Origin of the sequence: Georgenia soli (genome assembly GCF_002563695.1) — a bacterium.
Taxonomy (GTDB): Bacteria; Actinomycetota; Actinomycetes; order Actinomycetales; family Actinomycetaceae; genus Georgenia; species Georgenia soli.
Genome location: NZ_PDJI01000004.1, coordinates 1178194 through 1191581, shown reverse-complemented (window position 1 = coordinate 1191581; position 13388 = coordinate 1178194). Strand labels below are relative to the sequence as shown.

11 protein-coding genes and 1 tRNA gene are annotated in these 13388 nt (G+C 73.5%); 10 read left to right on the top strand and 2 right to left on the bottom strand.

Going from position 1 to position 13388, the window contains the following annotated elements:
* The first annotated feature begins 101 nt into the window (after window positions 1-101).
* From ATJ97_RS06655 to ATJ97_RS06630, 6 genes are all read left to right on the top strand, one after another.
* Window positions 102-1346 carry a resuscitation-promoting factor gene (locus ATJ97_RS06655; RefSeq protein ID WP_170037177.1) on the top strand — a complete coding sequence of 415 codons (1245 nt, stop codon included), beginning with the start codon at window positions 102-104 and terminating at the stop codon, window positions 1344-1346.
* Window positions 1347-1563: 217 nt separating this feature from the next.
* Window positions 1564-3402, top strand: coding sequence for a glycoside hydrolase family 15 protein (locus ATJ97_RS06650; protein WP_098483062.1), 1839 nt, complete (start codon window positions 1564-1566; stop codon window positions 3400-3402).
* A gap of 9 nt (window positions 3403-3411) precedes the next feature.
* Entirely contained in the window at window positions 3412-4353 is a 942-nt protein-coding gene (rsmA, locus tag ATJ97_RS06645) for a 16S rRNA (adenine(1518)-N(6)/adenine(1519)-N(6))-dimethyltransferase RsmA (RefSeq protein WP_098483061.1), read from the top strand.
* A complete protein-coding gene (gene ispE / locus ATJ97_RS06640; protein ID WP_098483060.1) occupies window positions 4350-5435 on the top strand; it encodes a 4-(cytidine 5'-diphospho)-2-C-methyl-D-erythritol kinase in 1086 nt (361 codons plus the stop codon). The genes rsmA and ispE overlap by 4 nt, the downstream gene beginning before the upstream one ends.
* Window positions 5436-5555: 120 nt before the next feature.
* A complete protein-coding gene (locus ATJ97_RS06635) occupies window positions 5556-7493 on the top strand; it encodes an ABC-F family ATP-binding cassette domain-containing protein (RefSeq protein ID WP_098483059.1) in 1938 nt (645 codons plus the stop codon).
* A gap of 186 nt (window positions 7494-7679) precedes the next feature.
* Window positions 7680-8453 (top strand): SurA N-terminal domain-containing protein, encoded by a 774-nt coding sequence (locus ATJ97_RS06630; protein ID WP_098483058.1) that lies wholly within the window; start codon window positions 7680-7682, stop codon window positions 8451-8453.
* A 10-nt stretch (window positions 8454-8463) separates the two neighbouring features.
* Here ATJ97_RS06630 and ATJ97_RS06625 read toward each other — a convergent pair whose 3' ends face one another.
* Window positions 8464-9003 carry a MarR family winged helix-turn-helix transcriptional regulator gene (locus tag ATJ97_RS06625; RefSeq protein ID WP_098483057.1) on the bottom strand — a complete coding sequence of 180 codons (540 nt, stop codon included), beginning with the start codon at window positions 9001-9003 and terminating at the stop codon, window positions 8464-8466.
* 156 nt (window positions 9004-9159) lie between these two features.
* Between ATJ97_RS06625 and ATJ97_RS06620 the strand changes: the two genes are divergently transcribed.
* A complete protein-coding gene (locus tag ATJ97_RS06620; RefSeq protein WP_098483056.1) occupies window positions 9160-9507 on the top strand; it encodes a hypothetical protein in 348 nt (115 codons plus the stop codon).
* A 71-nt stretch (window positions 9508-9578) separates the two neighbouring features.
* Here ATJ97_RS06620 and ATJ97_RS06615 read toward each other — a convergent pair whose 3' ends face one another.
* Window positions 9579-10187 (bottom strand): TetR/AcrR family transcriptional regulator, encoded by a 609-nt coding sequence (locus ATJ97_RS06615; protein WP_098483055.1) that lies wholly within the window; start codon window positions 10185-10187, stop codon window positions 9579-9581.
* 149 nt (window positions 10188-10336) lie between these two features.
* Here ATJ97_RS06615 and ATJ97_RS06610 point away from each other — a divergent pair.
* From ATJ97_RS06610 to ATJ97_RS06600, 3 genes are all read left to right on the top strand, one after another.
* Window positions 10337-10408 (top strand) — tRNA-Gln (locus ATJ97_RS06610).
* Between the two features lie 144 nt (window positions 10409-10552).
* Window positions 10553-12163 (top strand): bifunctional UDP-N-acetylglucosamine diphosphorylase/glucosamine-1-phosphate N-acetyltransferase GlmU, encoded by a 1611-nt coding sequence (gene glmU / locus ATJ97_RS06605; protein ID WP_098485288.1) that lies wholly within the window; start codon window positions 10553-10555, stop codon window positions 12161-12163.
* Window positions 12160-13140, top strand: coding sequence for a ribose-phosphate diphosphokinase (locus ATJ97_RS06600; RefSeq protein ID WP_098483054.1), 981 nt, complete (start codon window positions 12160-12162; stop codon window positions 13138-13140). Before glmU ends, ATJ97_RS06600 begins: the two co-directional genes overlap by 4 nt.
* Window positions 13141-13388 lie beyond the last annotated feature (248 nt).

Sequence of the window (13388 nt, the reverse complement as noted above, 5' to 3'; positions counted from 1 at the left end):
TCAGGCTGACGGTCGGGCGTGCCTCACCAGGCACGTGGCGAGCCCCCACTCGCCCCGCCCGCCGACTTCCCTGTGCCCGGGCCGCGCGACAAAGGACGAACGTGAGCGCGCCGAACCCACTCCAGCCCACCACCGATCCCTACGCCGCGGACTCCGCCCCCAGCGTCGAGACCGCCGCCCCGGCCAAGAAGCGCCGGCTCCTTCCCCTCATCGCCCTCGGTCTGGCCCCGGTGCTCGTCGCCGGCGGCGCCGTCGCGGCCCACGCCCACAAGAGCGTCGACCTCGAGATCGACGGCGAGACCCGCACCGTCTCCACCTTCGCCGGCTCGGTCGAGGGCCTCCTCGCCGAGCAGGGCATCACCATCGGCGAGAACGACCTGCTGGCCCCGGGGCCGGAGAGCTCTCTCGACGACGGGGCGGACGTCGTCGTGCGGACCGCCCGCCAGGTGACGGTCGACGTCAACGGTGAGCCGCAGGTCGTCTGGACCACGGCGCTGACCCAGGGCGACCTCGTCGGAGGCCTCTTCGAGTCCGGTCGCGACGTCACCCTGGCCGCCTCCCGCTCGTTCGAGCGTGACGCGCTGAACCTGCCGCTCGTCATCGACGGCGAGGCCGACGTCGTCGCCGACGGCGAGACCACCCGGGTCCAGCTCGACGGCGAGGCCCATGTCCAGGACGCCCTCGAGGCGGCCGACGTGGAGGTATCCCGCACCGACCGCATCGAGATCGGCGCCGCCGACGACGGCACCGTCCAGGTCACCGTCACCCGCGTGGCCGCGGGCGAGCGCACCGAGACCGAGCCAGTCGACTTCTCCACCGTCGAGCGTCAGGACGGCTCGCTGTACGTCGGCGAGAAGAAGGTCGTCCAGGAGGGCGCCCCGGGCGAGCGCACCCGCACCTTCGCGACCATCACGGTCGACGGCAAGGAGGTCACCTCCACGCTGCGCAGCGACGAGGTCACCACCAAGCCGGTCGACCACGTCATCGCCGTCGGCACCAAGGAGCGCCCGGCGCCCAAGCCGAAGCCCGCCCCCAAGCCGGCTCCGGCCCCCGCCGCGGCCAGCGCGCCCGCGCAGCGCTCCGCTCCCTCCGGCGGCGCCCCGACCTCCGGCGTGTGGGCGCAGCTCGCCCAGTGCGAGTCCGGCGGCAACCCGACCGCGGTGAGCGCCAACGGCCTGTACTACGGCCTGTACCAGTTCTCCGTGCAGACCTGGCAGGCGATGGGCGGTTCCGGTCTGCCGTCCCAGGCCTCGCCCGCCGAGCAGACGCAGCGCGCCCAGGCGCTCCAGGCGCAGTCCGGCTGGGGCCAGTGGCCCGCCTGCGCGGCCAAGCTGGGCCTGCTCTGACGTAGAGGACGCCTCTCGGCCGCCGCCTCCCGCCCGGACAAGTGGTTCCCTGCGAGCAAGCTGTTTCCAACGGTACTGCTCGGCAGAGGCGCTCCTGCTCAGCCATCCGGCGGGACGGCCATCACTCCTACGGCGCCCCACCCGTTCCCGGGTGGGGCGCCGTCGGTGTACCGCTCTCCGGCTGCGGGGAACCGGACATCCGTGTGAGCGTGGGGCCATGAGCACGCCCCTAGAGGACTACGCGCTGCTGTCCAACCTGTCCACCGGGCCCCTCGTCTCGCGGGACGGGAGCATCGACTGGCTCTGCCTGCCGCGCTTCGACTCCCCGGCCCTCTTCACGGCCATCCTGGGCGGTCCCGACGACGGGCGGTGGAAGCTCTCGGTTGTCGACGGCGAAGTGGTCGAACGTCGATACCGGCCGCAGACCTTCATCCTCGAGACGACCTGGCGGACCCCGGCCGGGACGGCGCGTGTCACCGACTTCCTGCCGCCCGCGAAGTCGCACGCCGACCTCGTCCGGCGCGTGGAGTGTCTCGGCGGCACGGTCGAGGTCGAGCACGACCTGCGACTGCGGTCCAACTACGCCAGGTCCACCCCCTGGGTCCGGACGGGTGTGGTCGGCGGTAAGGAGATGCTGCTGTCGATCGCCGGCCCGGAGGGGCTGCTCCTCAGCGGCCCGCTCCTCGAGCGCACCGACGGTGAGGCGGGGGCCGGGCACGGTCCGGGCCACGGCGGCGCTCCCGCCCCGCAGCTGTGCGGCAGGTTCCGGCTCGACGCGGGGGAGCGTCTCGACTGGGACCTGTCCTGGTTCCCGTCCCACGTCGAACCGCCGTCACCTGCCGACCCGGACCGGTCTCTGGCGGAGACCGAGAGGTTCTGGACCGACTGGTCGTCCCAGCTCACGGTGGAGGGCGACTACCGCTCGGAGGTCGAGCGTTCGCTGCTCGTCCTGCGGGCCCTCACCCACGGCCGCACCGGCGGCATCGTCGCCGCGCCCACGGCCTCGCTGCCGGAACACTTCGGTGGCAGCCGTAACTGGGACTACCGGTACACCTGGCTGCGGGACGCCGCGCTGACGATCGAGGTCGCCGTGGCGCACGGACTCACCGAGGGCGCGGCACTGTGGCGGGACTGGCTGCTCCGGGCGGTCGCCGGCGACGTGCACGACATCAGGATCATGTACGGGCTGGCGGGCGAGCGAGACCTGCACGAGCTGGAGCTCGACCACCTCGCCGGGTACGAGAACTCCCGGCCCGTCCGTGTGGGCAACGGTGCCGCCGACCAGTACCAGGCTGACGTCGTCGGCGAGGTGATGATCGCCCTCGGTGCCCTCCGGGACGCCGGCGTGGCGGAGGACGAGTACACGTGGGGGCTGCAGAGGAGCCTGCTGGAGTACTCCGAGGCGAATCTCGACCGCAAGGACCACGGCGTGTGGGAGATGCGCGGAGACCTGCACTACTTCACCCACGGCAGGGCGATGATGTGGGCGGCCTTCGACCAGGGGGTGCGCGCTGTGGAGCACCACGGGCTGGAAGGTCCGGGCGAACGCTGGCGCGAGCTGCGTGAGACGTTGCGGCAGGAGATCTTCCGTCACGGCTATCACGACGAGCTGGGAAGTTTCACCCAGACCTACGACAACACCGAGGTGGACGCCTCCCTGCTCCAGCTGCCGCACACGGGTCTGGTGCCCTACGACGATCCGCGGATGCTCGGTACGGTCGCCAGGATCGAGAAGGACCTGCAGCATCCCAGCGGCCACGTCCACCGGTATCGCACCGAGTCGGGGATGGACGGTCTCGAGGGCGAGGAGTACCCGTTCTTCCTCTGCTCGTTCTGGCTGGTCGAGCAGCACGCCCGCAGCGGACGGGTGGACGACGCGGACGCGCTCATGCGGACGCTCCTCGCGGCCGCCGGCGACCTCGGGCTGCTCAGCGAGGAGTACGACCCGGCGTCGGGCCGCCTCGCCGGGAACTTCCCCCAGGCGTTCAGCCACCTCGGGCTCATCAGGGCGGCGGACGCGATCGCCGCGGCCCGGGCGGGCACGTCCCGCGGTTAGGCTCGCGCAGTGACCGACGACCCCGCCGCACCGACCGAGCCAGCCGGCCTGCTCGGTCCCGCCGACGTCCGCCGCCTCTCCGCAGCCCTCGGCGTGCGCCCGACGAAGACCCTCGGCCAGAACTTCGTCCACGACGCCGGAACCGTGCGCCGCATCGTCCGCTCGGCCGCCGTCGGCCCGGACGACGTCGTCCTCGAGGTCGGCCCCGGCCTCGGCTCCCTCACCCTCGCGCTGCTCGAGACGGGGGCGCGCGTGATCGCCGTCGAGATCGACCCGCCGCTGGCGCGGGCGCTGCCCGTCACCGTCGCCGCCCGCATGCCTGAGGCCGCCGGCCGGCTGGCCGTGCTGCAGGCCGACGCGATGACCGTCACCGGGCCCGAGGTGTTGCCCGCACCCGGGGGAGGGGACGGCGTCGCCCCCACCAAGCTCGTCGCCAACCTGCCCTACAACGTCGCCGTGCCCGTGCTGCTCACGCTGCTGGAGAACCTGCCGAGCCTGCGGGAGGTGCTCGTCATGGTCCAGGCCGAGGTGGCCGACCGGATCGCCGCCCCGCCTGGCTCGCGCACGTATGGGGTCCCCTCGGTCAAGGCCGCCTGGTACGCCGAGGCAGCACGGGCGGGCACCATCTCGCGGACGGTCTTCTGGCCCGTGCCGAACGTCGACTCCGCTCTCGTGCGCCTCACGCGGCGCGAGCCCCCGGAGACGACGGCGACGCGCGAGGACGTCTTCGCCGTCGTCGACGCGGCCTTCGCGCAGCGCCGCAAGACCCTGCGCGCAGCCCTCGCCGGCTGGGCGGGGTCCGCGCCCGCCGCCGAGGAGGTGCTGCGTGCGGCCGGGATCGACCCCGGGCTGCGTGGGGAGCGCCTCGGCATCACCGACTACGCCCGCATCGCCCAGCACGCCCGGTCAGCGGGTGCGCCGGGCGCCAGGTCTGGCACGCTGGGCGCGTGAGCGCCGTCCACGTCCGGGCACCGGGCAAGATCAACCTCGCCCTGCGCGTGGGCGCTCCGCGTCCGGACGGTTACCACCCGCTGGCCACCCTCTTCCAGGCAGTCTCCCTGTACGAGGACGTCGTCGCCCGCCCCGCGGACGACATCACCCTCGAGATCCACGGCCGCGGTGCCGACCTGCCCACCGACTCCGGCAACCTCGCCGTGCGGGCCGCCGCGCTGCTGCGCGAGACGTCCGGCACCGAGGCCGGCGTCCACCTGACTCTCACGAAGCAGGTGCCGGTGGCCGGCGGCATGGCGGGCGGCTCCGCGGACGCTGCCGCCACCCTGCTCGCGTGCGACCAGCTCTGGGGCACCGGCCTGGGCCGGGAGGAGCTCGGCGAGCTCGCGGCCGAGCTCGGCGCCGACGTCCCGTTTGCGCTCACCGGCCTCTCCGCGATGGGCACCGGCAGGGGCGATCTCCTCACGCCGGTGATGAGCAGGGGCCAGTACCACTGGGTGCTCGCGGTGCAGTCCGAGGGCCTGTCCACCCCCGCCGTCTTCCGCGCGTTCGACGAGATCCACGGGTACGGCGCCGCGACCGCCGGCACGCGGGGGAGCGGCGCACCGGAGGCCGACGCCGGTGGCCCCGGTCCCGACGCCGGTCGCCCCGGTCCCGACGCCGGTCGCCCCGGTTCCGACGCAGGCCCCGGCCAAGCGGGGGACGAGGCCGGTGAGACGGACGCCGACGCCGACGTGGCCGGCCCCGACGACGCACCGCGCCTCGACGGCGAGATCGTCTCCGCGCTGCTGGGGGCCGACCCGCTCGTCCTGGCCAGGTCGCTGCGCAACGACCTCGAGGAGGCCGCGCTGTCGCTGCGCCCCGAGCTCGGGGACGTGCTGGCCGCCGCCGACCGGGCCGGCGCCCTGGCGGCGATCGTCTCCGGGTCCGGGCCGACGGTCGCCGCGCTCGCGCTGGACGCCCCGCACGCGGCGAGCGTCGCGGGAGTGATGCGCAACGCCGACGTCGCCGCCGAGATCCTCACGGTCACCGGCCCCGTGGCGGGCGCACGGGTGCTCGAGCACGTCGGCCGCCGCCCCTAGCCGGTCGCGGCCGGGCGGCGATGGCCGGGGGAGCCCGATGACCGCCGTCGTCCCGACGTTTGCGACACTGGAGCACGTGCTCGCACTCAACGACCCGTCCGCCGCCCACGGAGGCCCTCAGTGGCCCATCTGATCGGCATGGAGGGCATGGGCGTCGCGCTCGGCGCCCGCCCCATCTTCGCGGACGTCACCCTCGGCCTCGACGACGGCATGCGCGTCGGCGTGCTCGGCCGCAACGGCGCCGGCAAGTCCACCCTGCTGAAGATCCTCGCCGGCACCGCTACCGCCGACACCGGCCGCGTCACCCGGGCCGGCGGCACGCGCGTGGCCGTGCTGGACCAGGCCGACGCGCTGCCCGCCGGCACCAGCGTGCGCGACATCGTCCACCCGGGCGTCGACGAGCACGTCTGGGCCTCGCAGTCGAGCGTGCGGGACATCCACGCCGGCCTCCTCGCCGACGTCTCCCTCGACGCCGACGTCGCCCCCCTCTCCGGCGGGCAGCGCCGCCGGGTCGCGCTCGCCCGGGTGCTCACCGAGGAGGCCGAGGTGCTCGTCCTCGACGAGCCCACGAACCACCTCGACGTCGAGGGCGTGGACTGGCTCGCCCGGCACGTCCAGGAGCGTTACCGCCGCGGCGAGGGCGCCCTCGTCGTCGTCACCCACGACCGCTGGTTCCTCGACGCCGTGTGCACCCGGGTGTGGGATGTCGTCCCCGGGCACGACGGCCCCGGCGGCCGAGCCCCCGTCCCGGGGCACATCGAGGTCTACGACGGCGGGTACGCCGCGTACGTCCTCGCCCGCGCCGAGCGGCAGCGCACCGCCGCGCTCGCCGAGGAGAAGCGCGCGAACCTGCTGCGCAAGGAGCTCGCCTGGCTGCGCCGCGGCGCACCGGCCCGCACCTCCAAGCCGAAGTTCCGCCTCGACGCCGCCGCCGAGCTCATCGCCGACGAGCCGCCCCCGCGCGACCCTCTCGAGCTGACCCGGCTCGCCACCACCAGGCTCGGCAAGGACGTCCTTGACCTCGAGGACGTCACCGTCACCTACCCGCTCCGCCCGGGAGAGAGGGCCGACGGCGCGACCGGGGCCGGGACGCGCACGATCCTCGACGGCATCACCTGGCGCCTCGCGCCGGGGGAGCGCGTCGGGCTCGTCGGCGTCAACGGCGCGGGGAAGTCCACCCTGCTGCGCCTCCTCGCCGGCACGCAGGAGCCGACCGCCGGCCGCGTGAGGCGCGGCAAGACCGTGCAGGTGCGCACCCTGTCGCAGGAGACGCGCGAGCTCGACGAGGTCGCCCACCTGCGCGTGATCGAGGCGGTGGAGGAGGTCCGGGGCCGCGTCGAGGTGGGCGGCAAGGAGCTCACCGCCGGCCAGCTCGTCGAGCGGCTCGGGTTCACCCGCGAGCGCGCGTGGACGCCGGTCGCCGACCTCTCCGGCGGCGAACGGCGCCGGCTGCAGCTGCTCCGGCTCCTCGTCGCCGAGCCCAACGTGCTGCTGCTCGACGAGCCCACGAACGACCTGGACACCGACACGCTTGCCGCGGTCGAGGACCTCCTGGACGGCTGGCCCGGCACCCTGGTCGTGGTCTCCCACGACAGGTACCTCCTCGAACGGGTCACCGACCACCAGCTGGCCCTGCTCGGCGACGGCCGCCTGCGCGACCTGCCGGGCGGGATCGACGAGTACCTGCGCCTGCGCCACGAGCTGGAGGGGACCGGCCAGGCCGGGGCGCCCGGGCAGGCCACCGGGGCTGCGCCGTCGGGAGGAAGCGTGACGTCGGAGAGCGCCCGGACGGCGGCGAGGACGGGCACGGCGGCGACGGCGGACGAGGCCCCCAGCGCCGCCGACCAGCGGGCGGCACGCAAGGAGATGGCGCGCCTGGAGCGTCAGCTCGCCAGGGCGTCGGCCCGCATCGAGCAGCTGCACGCCCAGCTCGCCGAGGCGTCGGCCGGCGGCGACGTCGAGACGCTGACCCGCCTGGCCGCCGAGGCCAGGGAGGCGGAGAAGCAGCACACGGCGCTCGAGGAGGAGTGGCTCGTGGCCGCCGAGGTCGCGGAGTAGCGCGGCGGCCGCTTCAGGGAGCGCGGAGGCGCCTCGGGCGAGCGGCCCGAGGAGCGCCGCCTCGGTCGAGCGGTCTGGGAGCGCCGCCTCGGGCGAGCGGTCTGGGAGCGCCGCCCGACCGGGGTGCGTCCAGGTGCCTGTGTTAGCGTCGCCCGCTCGTCCAACCGAGAGGGATCTGACTTGACCATGCGGAAGAAGACGTTGCTGGCGGCGCTGCTCGGGCTGTCGTTGTTCGGCCTGACCGCCTGCGCGGACGACGGCGGGCAGGCGACCCCTGAGGCCACCTCGAGCGAGCAGAGCACCGCCGAGGGGCAGGCGGGCGAGCAGCCGGCGATGCCGGAGCCCGACCTCGAGGGCGTCCCGGACGTCGTCGCCGAGGTGGACGGCCACGAGATCGGCAAGGAGGAGTTCGTCCAGGCCTACGAGGGGCAGTTCCAGCAGATGGCGCTGCAGGCCCAGATGTCCGGGCAGGAGATCGACCAGGACCAGCTCAAGCAGCAGACCGTCGAGTCGCTCGTGGGCACCCAGCTGCTGATCCAGGAGGCCGAGCGGCGGAACTTCACGGCGTCCGAGGAGCAGGTCGACGCCACCCTGGAGGAGATCGCGAAGGCGAACGGGATGGGCTCGGCCGACGAGCTCGTCACCGCCCTCGGCGAGCAGGGGCTGAGCGAGGAGGAGGTCCGGACGCAGGCCGCCACCCAGACCCAGCTCGACCAGCTCGTGGCCGACGAGGCAGGGGACGTCACCCCGACCGAGGACGAGCTGCGCAAGCTCTACGACGAGTCGGTCGCCCAGCTCCCGGCCGCGCCGGAGGGCGAGGAGCAGCCCACGCCTCCCACGTTCGAGGAGGCCCGGCCCCAGCTCGAGCAGCAGCTGAAGTCCCAGAAGGAGGGCGAGGTCGTCCAGGCGCTGGTGACCTCCCTGCGCGAGGGGGCCGACGTGAAGGTCAACCTGAAGTGACGGGGCGGCCTCAGCTCTCGAACGGGATGAGCAGGGAGCGCAGCGAGTCGCTCAGACGCTGACGGTCGCCCTCGGGCAGCACCGCCAGCAGGGCACGCTCCGACTCGAGGAGCTGGGACATCGCCGCGTCCACCCGCCGCCTGCCCTCGGGTGTCAGCCGGACCTTGACGACGCGCCGGTCGGAGGCGTCCGCGGCGCGGACCACCAGGCCGTGCGCGACCATGCGGTCGATCCGGTTGGTCATCGTGCCGGAGGAGACCAGCGTCTCGGCGATGAGCCGGCCCGGGGTGAGCTCGTACGGCTCGCCCGCGCGCCGCAGGGCGGAGAGGACGTCGAACTCCCACGCCTCCACCCCGTGCTCGGCGAACGCGGAGCGCCGGGTCAGGTCGAGGTGGCGGGCCAGCCTCGTGACGCGGGAGAACACGTGCAGCGGCATCGGCTGGAGGTCCGGACGCTCGCGCTGCCACGCGTCGACGATCCGGTCCACCTCGTCCCGGGGCCGGTCGTCGCCGGGGGCAGTGCCGTCCCCGGTCGGCTGCGCTGCACTCATACCCGGAGATTACTCGACGTCGAGATAAATCGCCCGGAGCCTGCGACACCCGCGCGCAGCCCTCTTGAGGGGAACTTGAGGATGCGGCCGCCACTCTTGACCGAATCTTGAGTCCAACGCCCTCCCGGGTTGAGGGGTCGGCGAAAAGATGACGCCATGTCGCCCCTCGTCACCTATGCCGCAGCCGTGGCCCTCACCGGGCTCAGCTGCTTCCTCGGCGACCGCACCCTCTTCCGCCGGCTGCGCGTCTCCGAGGCCGGCGTCATCGGGTTCGCGTCCGTGACGCTGGGCGTTGTGGCGCAGATGCTCGCGGCGCCGCACTGGGCACTGACGGTGGTGCCGCTGGCGGTGTCCCTGGCGCTGCTGCTCGTGCTCATGGGCACGCGCGTGCTCGAGGGGATGCTCACCTACCTGGCCGCCGGGGTCTACTACGTCGGCATGCACGTGGTGGCCAGCAAGTTCTTCGACCTCGACGTGCTGATCCCGAGCTGGCCGCTCAGCTGAGGAGGCCGGCGGGCGCCGACTGACACCGCCCGCCCGAGGGCGTCCGGACGAGCGCGCGCGGCGGAGGCCGGTCAGCGCTTCTCGAGCGTCGTCGTCAGGCGCGGTGACCGCTCCAGCCCCGACAACCCGTTCCACGCCAGGTTGACGATGTGCGCCGCCACCTCGGTCTTGGCCGGGTGGCGTGCCTCGAGCCACCACTGGCCCGTCAGCGCGATGAGGCCGACGAGCATCTGTGCGTACATGGGGGCCGCCGCGGGGTCGAGCCGCCGGGCGCGGAACTGCGCGGCGAGGATGTGCTCCACCTGGCTGGCGACGTCGCCGATCAGGGAGGAGAAGGTGCCGGTCGCCTGGGCCACGGGGGAGTCGCGCACCAGGATCCGGAACCCGTCGGTGTTCTCCTCGATGTAGTCCAGCAGCGCCAGCGCGGACCGCTCCACGATCAGCTTGGGGTGCCCGCCGGAGCTGAGCTGCTCGGTGAGCATGCCGAGGAGGCGCTGGACCTCGCGGTCGACGACGACGGCGTAGATGCCCTCCTTGCCGCCGAAGTGCTCGTACACCACGGGCTTGGACACCTTGGCGCGGGCGGCGATCTCCTCCACGCTCGTGCCCTCGAACCCCTTGCTCGCGAAGAGCGCGCGCGAGACGTCGACCAGCTGCTCACGTCGCTGGCTGCCGGTCATGCGGACGCGAGAGGTCTTCGGCTTCGGGGTCACCTCGCACATCATGCCGTGCCGGTGCCCGGCCGGTGCCCGCGAAGTGCGGCGCACCCCACAGTTTCGGCCGTCGCCGTCGCTGCTGGCACACTTGGTCGGGCGCGTCGCGCGCGCGTTCCGCCCTGGTGTAACGGCAGCACGCAGGCCTTTGGTGCCTTGCGGTCCGGGTTCGAATCCTGGGGGCGGAGCCCGATGCAGCCCCGCCGGGGACACGGACCGGTCCGCCCCGTAGGACGGACGGCCGGGGCGGGCGCTCCTCGCGCCCCGCTAGAGTGACCCGTGCACGACGCCCGGGGCGACTCCGGGCGGTGATCCACTCCGAGGGAGCTGGCGTGAGCCTGACCCGTCCTGCTGCTGTCGTCGTCCTCGCCGCAGGTGAGGGCACCCGGATGAAGTCCCGCACCCCCAAGGTGCTCCACGGCATCGGCGGCCGGAGCCTCCTGGGCCACGCCCTGACGGCCGCCCGGGCCCTCGAGCCCCACCGGCTCGCCGTCGTCGTCCGCCACGAGCGCGACGCCGTCGCCGCCCACGCGCTCGAGATCGACGACGACGCCATGGTCGTCGACCAGGACGAGGTCCCCGGCACCGGCCGTGCCGTCCAGTGCGCGCTCGGCGCGCTCGACGCCGCCACCCACGCGGCCTCGCTGGTCCACGACGAACCCGGCCACGGCGGGGAGCTGGCTGCCCGCGAGCTCGAGGGCGCCGTCGTCGTCATGGCCGGCGACACCCCGCTGCTCGACGCCGGCACGCTCGCCGAGCTGCTGCGCGCCCACGACGAGGACGGCAACGCCGTCACCGTGCTGACCACGACCGTGGAGAACCCGTTCGGGTACGGGCGCATCCTGCGCGAGGAGGGCGCCGTCGTCGGTGTCGTCGAGGAGCGCGACGCCACCCCGGAGCAGCGTGAGATCCGCGAGATCAACACCTCCACCTACGTCTTCGACGCCGCGGTGCTGCGCGAGGCGCTCGGCGCCGTGGACCAGGACAACGACCAGGGCGAGGTCTACCTCACCGACGTCGTCGCCCTCGCTCACCGCAAGGGGCTCAGCGTCAGGGCGATCTCCGTCGACGACTCCTGGCTCGTCGAGGGCGTGAACGACCGCGCGCAGCTCGCCGCGCTCGGCGCCGAGCTCAACCGCCGCACCGTCGAGAGCTGGATGCGCGAGGGCGTCACGGTCGTCGACCCCGCGACCACCTGGATCGACGTCGAGGTTGAGCTCGCCCGCGACGTCGCCATCCTGCCCGGCACCCAGCTCCACGGCGCCACCCGGGTCGGCGAGGGCTCGACCATCGGCCCCGACACGACGCTCACGGACGTGACCGTCGGCGCCGGCGTCACCGTGGTCCGCACGCACGGCTCGGACGCGGTGCTCGAGGACGGCGCCACCGTGGGCCCGTTCGCCTTCCTCCGCCCCGGCACCCATCTCGGGCCCAGGGGCAAGATCGGCACGTTCGTCGAGACGAAGAACGCCCAGATCGGCGCCGGCTCGAAGGTGCCGCACCTGACCTACGTCGGCGACGCCGAGATCGGCGAGGAGTCGAACATCGGCGCCTCCTCCGTGTTCGTCAACTACGACGGCGTGCACAAGCACCGCACCGTCATCGGCTCCCACGCCCGCACCGGCTCGGACAACATGTTCGTCGCGCCCGTCACCGTCGGCGACGGCGCCTACACCGGTGCCGGCACCACGATCCGCGAGGACGTCCCCCCGGGCGCCCTGTCCGTCACCGGCGCCTCCCAGCGCATCATCGAGGGCTGGGTGCTCCGCCGTCGTCCCGGCACGCCCGCCGCGGCGGCCGCCGAGAAGGCTCTCTCCGACGGCGGGGCCGGGCTCTCCCCGCAGGCGCGCGCCGAGCGCGAGCGATCCGCCGACGGCGGCGCCACCACTCCCCGGGACCAGCAGGCACCCGGCAACACCGACGAAGGGGACACCCAGCGATGACGGGGATCACCGCCCACGGCGAGAAGCGGCTCGTGCTGGCCAGCGGACGCGCGCATCCGGCGCTGGCCAAGGAGGTCGCACGCGAGCTCGACATCGAGCTCCTGCCGACCACGGCCTACGACTTCGCCAACGGTGAGATCTACGTGCGGTTCGCCGAGTCCGTCCGCGGCACCGACGTGTTCGTCCTGCAGTCCCACACCACGCCGATCAACCAGTGGGTGATGGAGCAGCTGCTCATGGTGGACGCGCTCAAGCGGGCGTCGGCCAAGCGCATCACCGTGGTGGCGCCCTTCTACCCCTACGCGCGCCAGGACAAGAAGCACCGCGGCCGCGAGCCCATCTCCGCACGCCTCATCGCGGACCTGTTCAAGACAGCCGGCGCGGACCGCCTCATGAGCGTCGACCTGCACGCCGCGCAGACCCAGGGCTTCTTCGACGGGCCGGTCGACCACCTGTGGGCCCAGCCCATCCTCACCGACTACGTGCGCAGCCGCGTGGACCTGAACAACACCGCCGTGGTCTCCCCGGACGCCGGCCGCATCCGCGTCGCGGAGCAGTGGGCGGCGAAGTTCGGCGGCGTGCCGCTGGCGTTCGTGCACAAGACCCGGGACATCACCAAGCCGAACCAGGCCGTCGCCAACCGGGTGGTCGGTGACGTCGAGGGCCGCACCGCCGTCCTCGTCGACGACCTCATCGACACCGGCGGCACCATCGCCGAGGCGGTCAAGGTGGTCCTCGCGGCCGGCGCGTCCGACGTGATCGTGGCCGCCACGCACGGGGTGCTCTCCGACCCGGCCGCCCAGCGGCTGTCCGAGTGCGGGGCCCGTGAGGTCATCGTCACGGACACCCTGCCGATCCCGAGCGACAAGCAGTTCCCGCAGCTGACGATCCTCCCCATCGCCCCGCTGCTGGCGCGTGCCATCCGCGAGGTGTTCGACGACGGCTCGGTGACCTCGCTCTTCGACGGCGTGGCGTAGGCCCCCGTCCCGCCGGCACCCGGCCCGCCCCGCAGACGTCCAGGCCGGGTCCGACCTCTGCGTGCACGTTGCTGTCCTTGGTGCACGTTCCTTCGTTCGGTGCCTGTTTCAACGGGCACTGAACGAAGGAACGTGCACCGAAACCGGAGGCTGAGGTGTCCGCGGCTCCACGTGCCTAGGTCCATGCGCGCCCGCGGGACCGACGGTTCTCCGACATGTCCGTACCCACCGTTGTCCACACGCCGGTG

Excerpts from the sequence above, each read along its gene's own strand:
- ATJ97_RS06615 (WP_098483055.1), bottom strand. The coding sequence starts at position 10,187 with ATGACCGGCAGCCAGCGACGTGAGCAGCTGGTCGACGTCTCGCGCGCG.
- ATJ97_RS06625 (WP_098483057.1), bottom strand. The coding sequence starts at position 9,003 with ATGAGTGCAGCGCAGCCGACCGGGGACGGCACTGCCCCCGGCGACGAC.
- ATJ97_RS06600 (WP_098483054.1), top strand. The coding sequence starts at position 12,160 with ATGACGGGGATCACCGCCCACGGCGAGAAGCGGCTCGTGCTGGCCAGC.
- ATJ97_RS06620 (WP_098483056.1), top strand. The coding sequence starts at position 9,160 with ATGTCGCCCCTCGTCACCTATGCCGCAGCCGTGGCCCTCACCGGGCTC.
- ATJ97_RS06650 (WP_098483062.1), top strand. The coding sequence starts at position 1,564 with ATGAGCACGCCCCTAGAGGACTACGCGCTGCTGTCCAACCTGTCCACC.
- ATJ97_RS06630 (WP_098483058.1), top strand. The coding sequence starts at position 7,680 with ATGCGGAAGAAGACGTTGCTGGCGGCGCTGCTCGGGCTGTCGTTGTTC.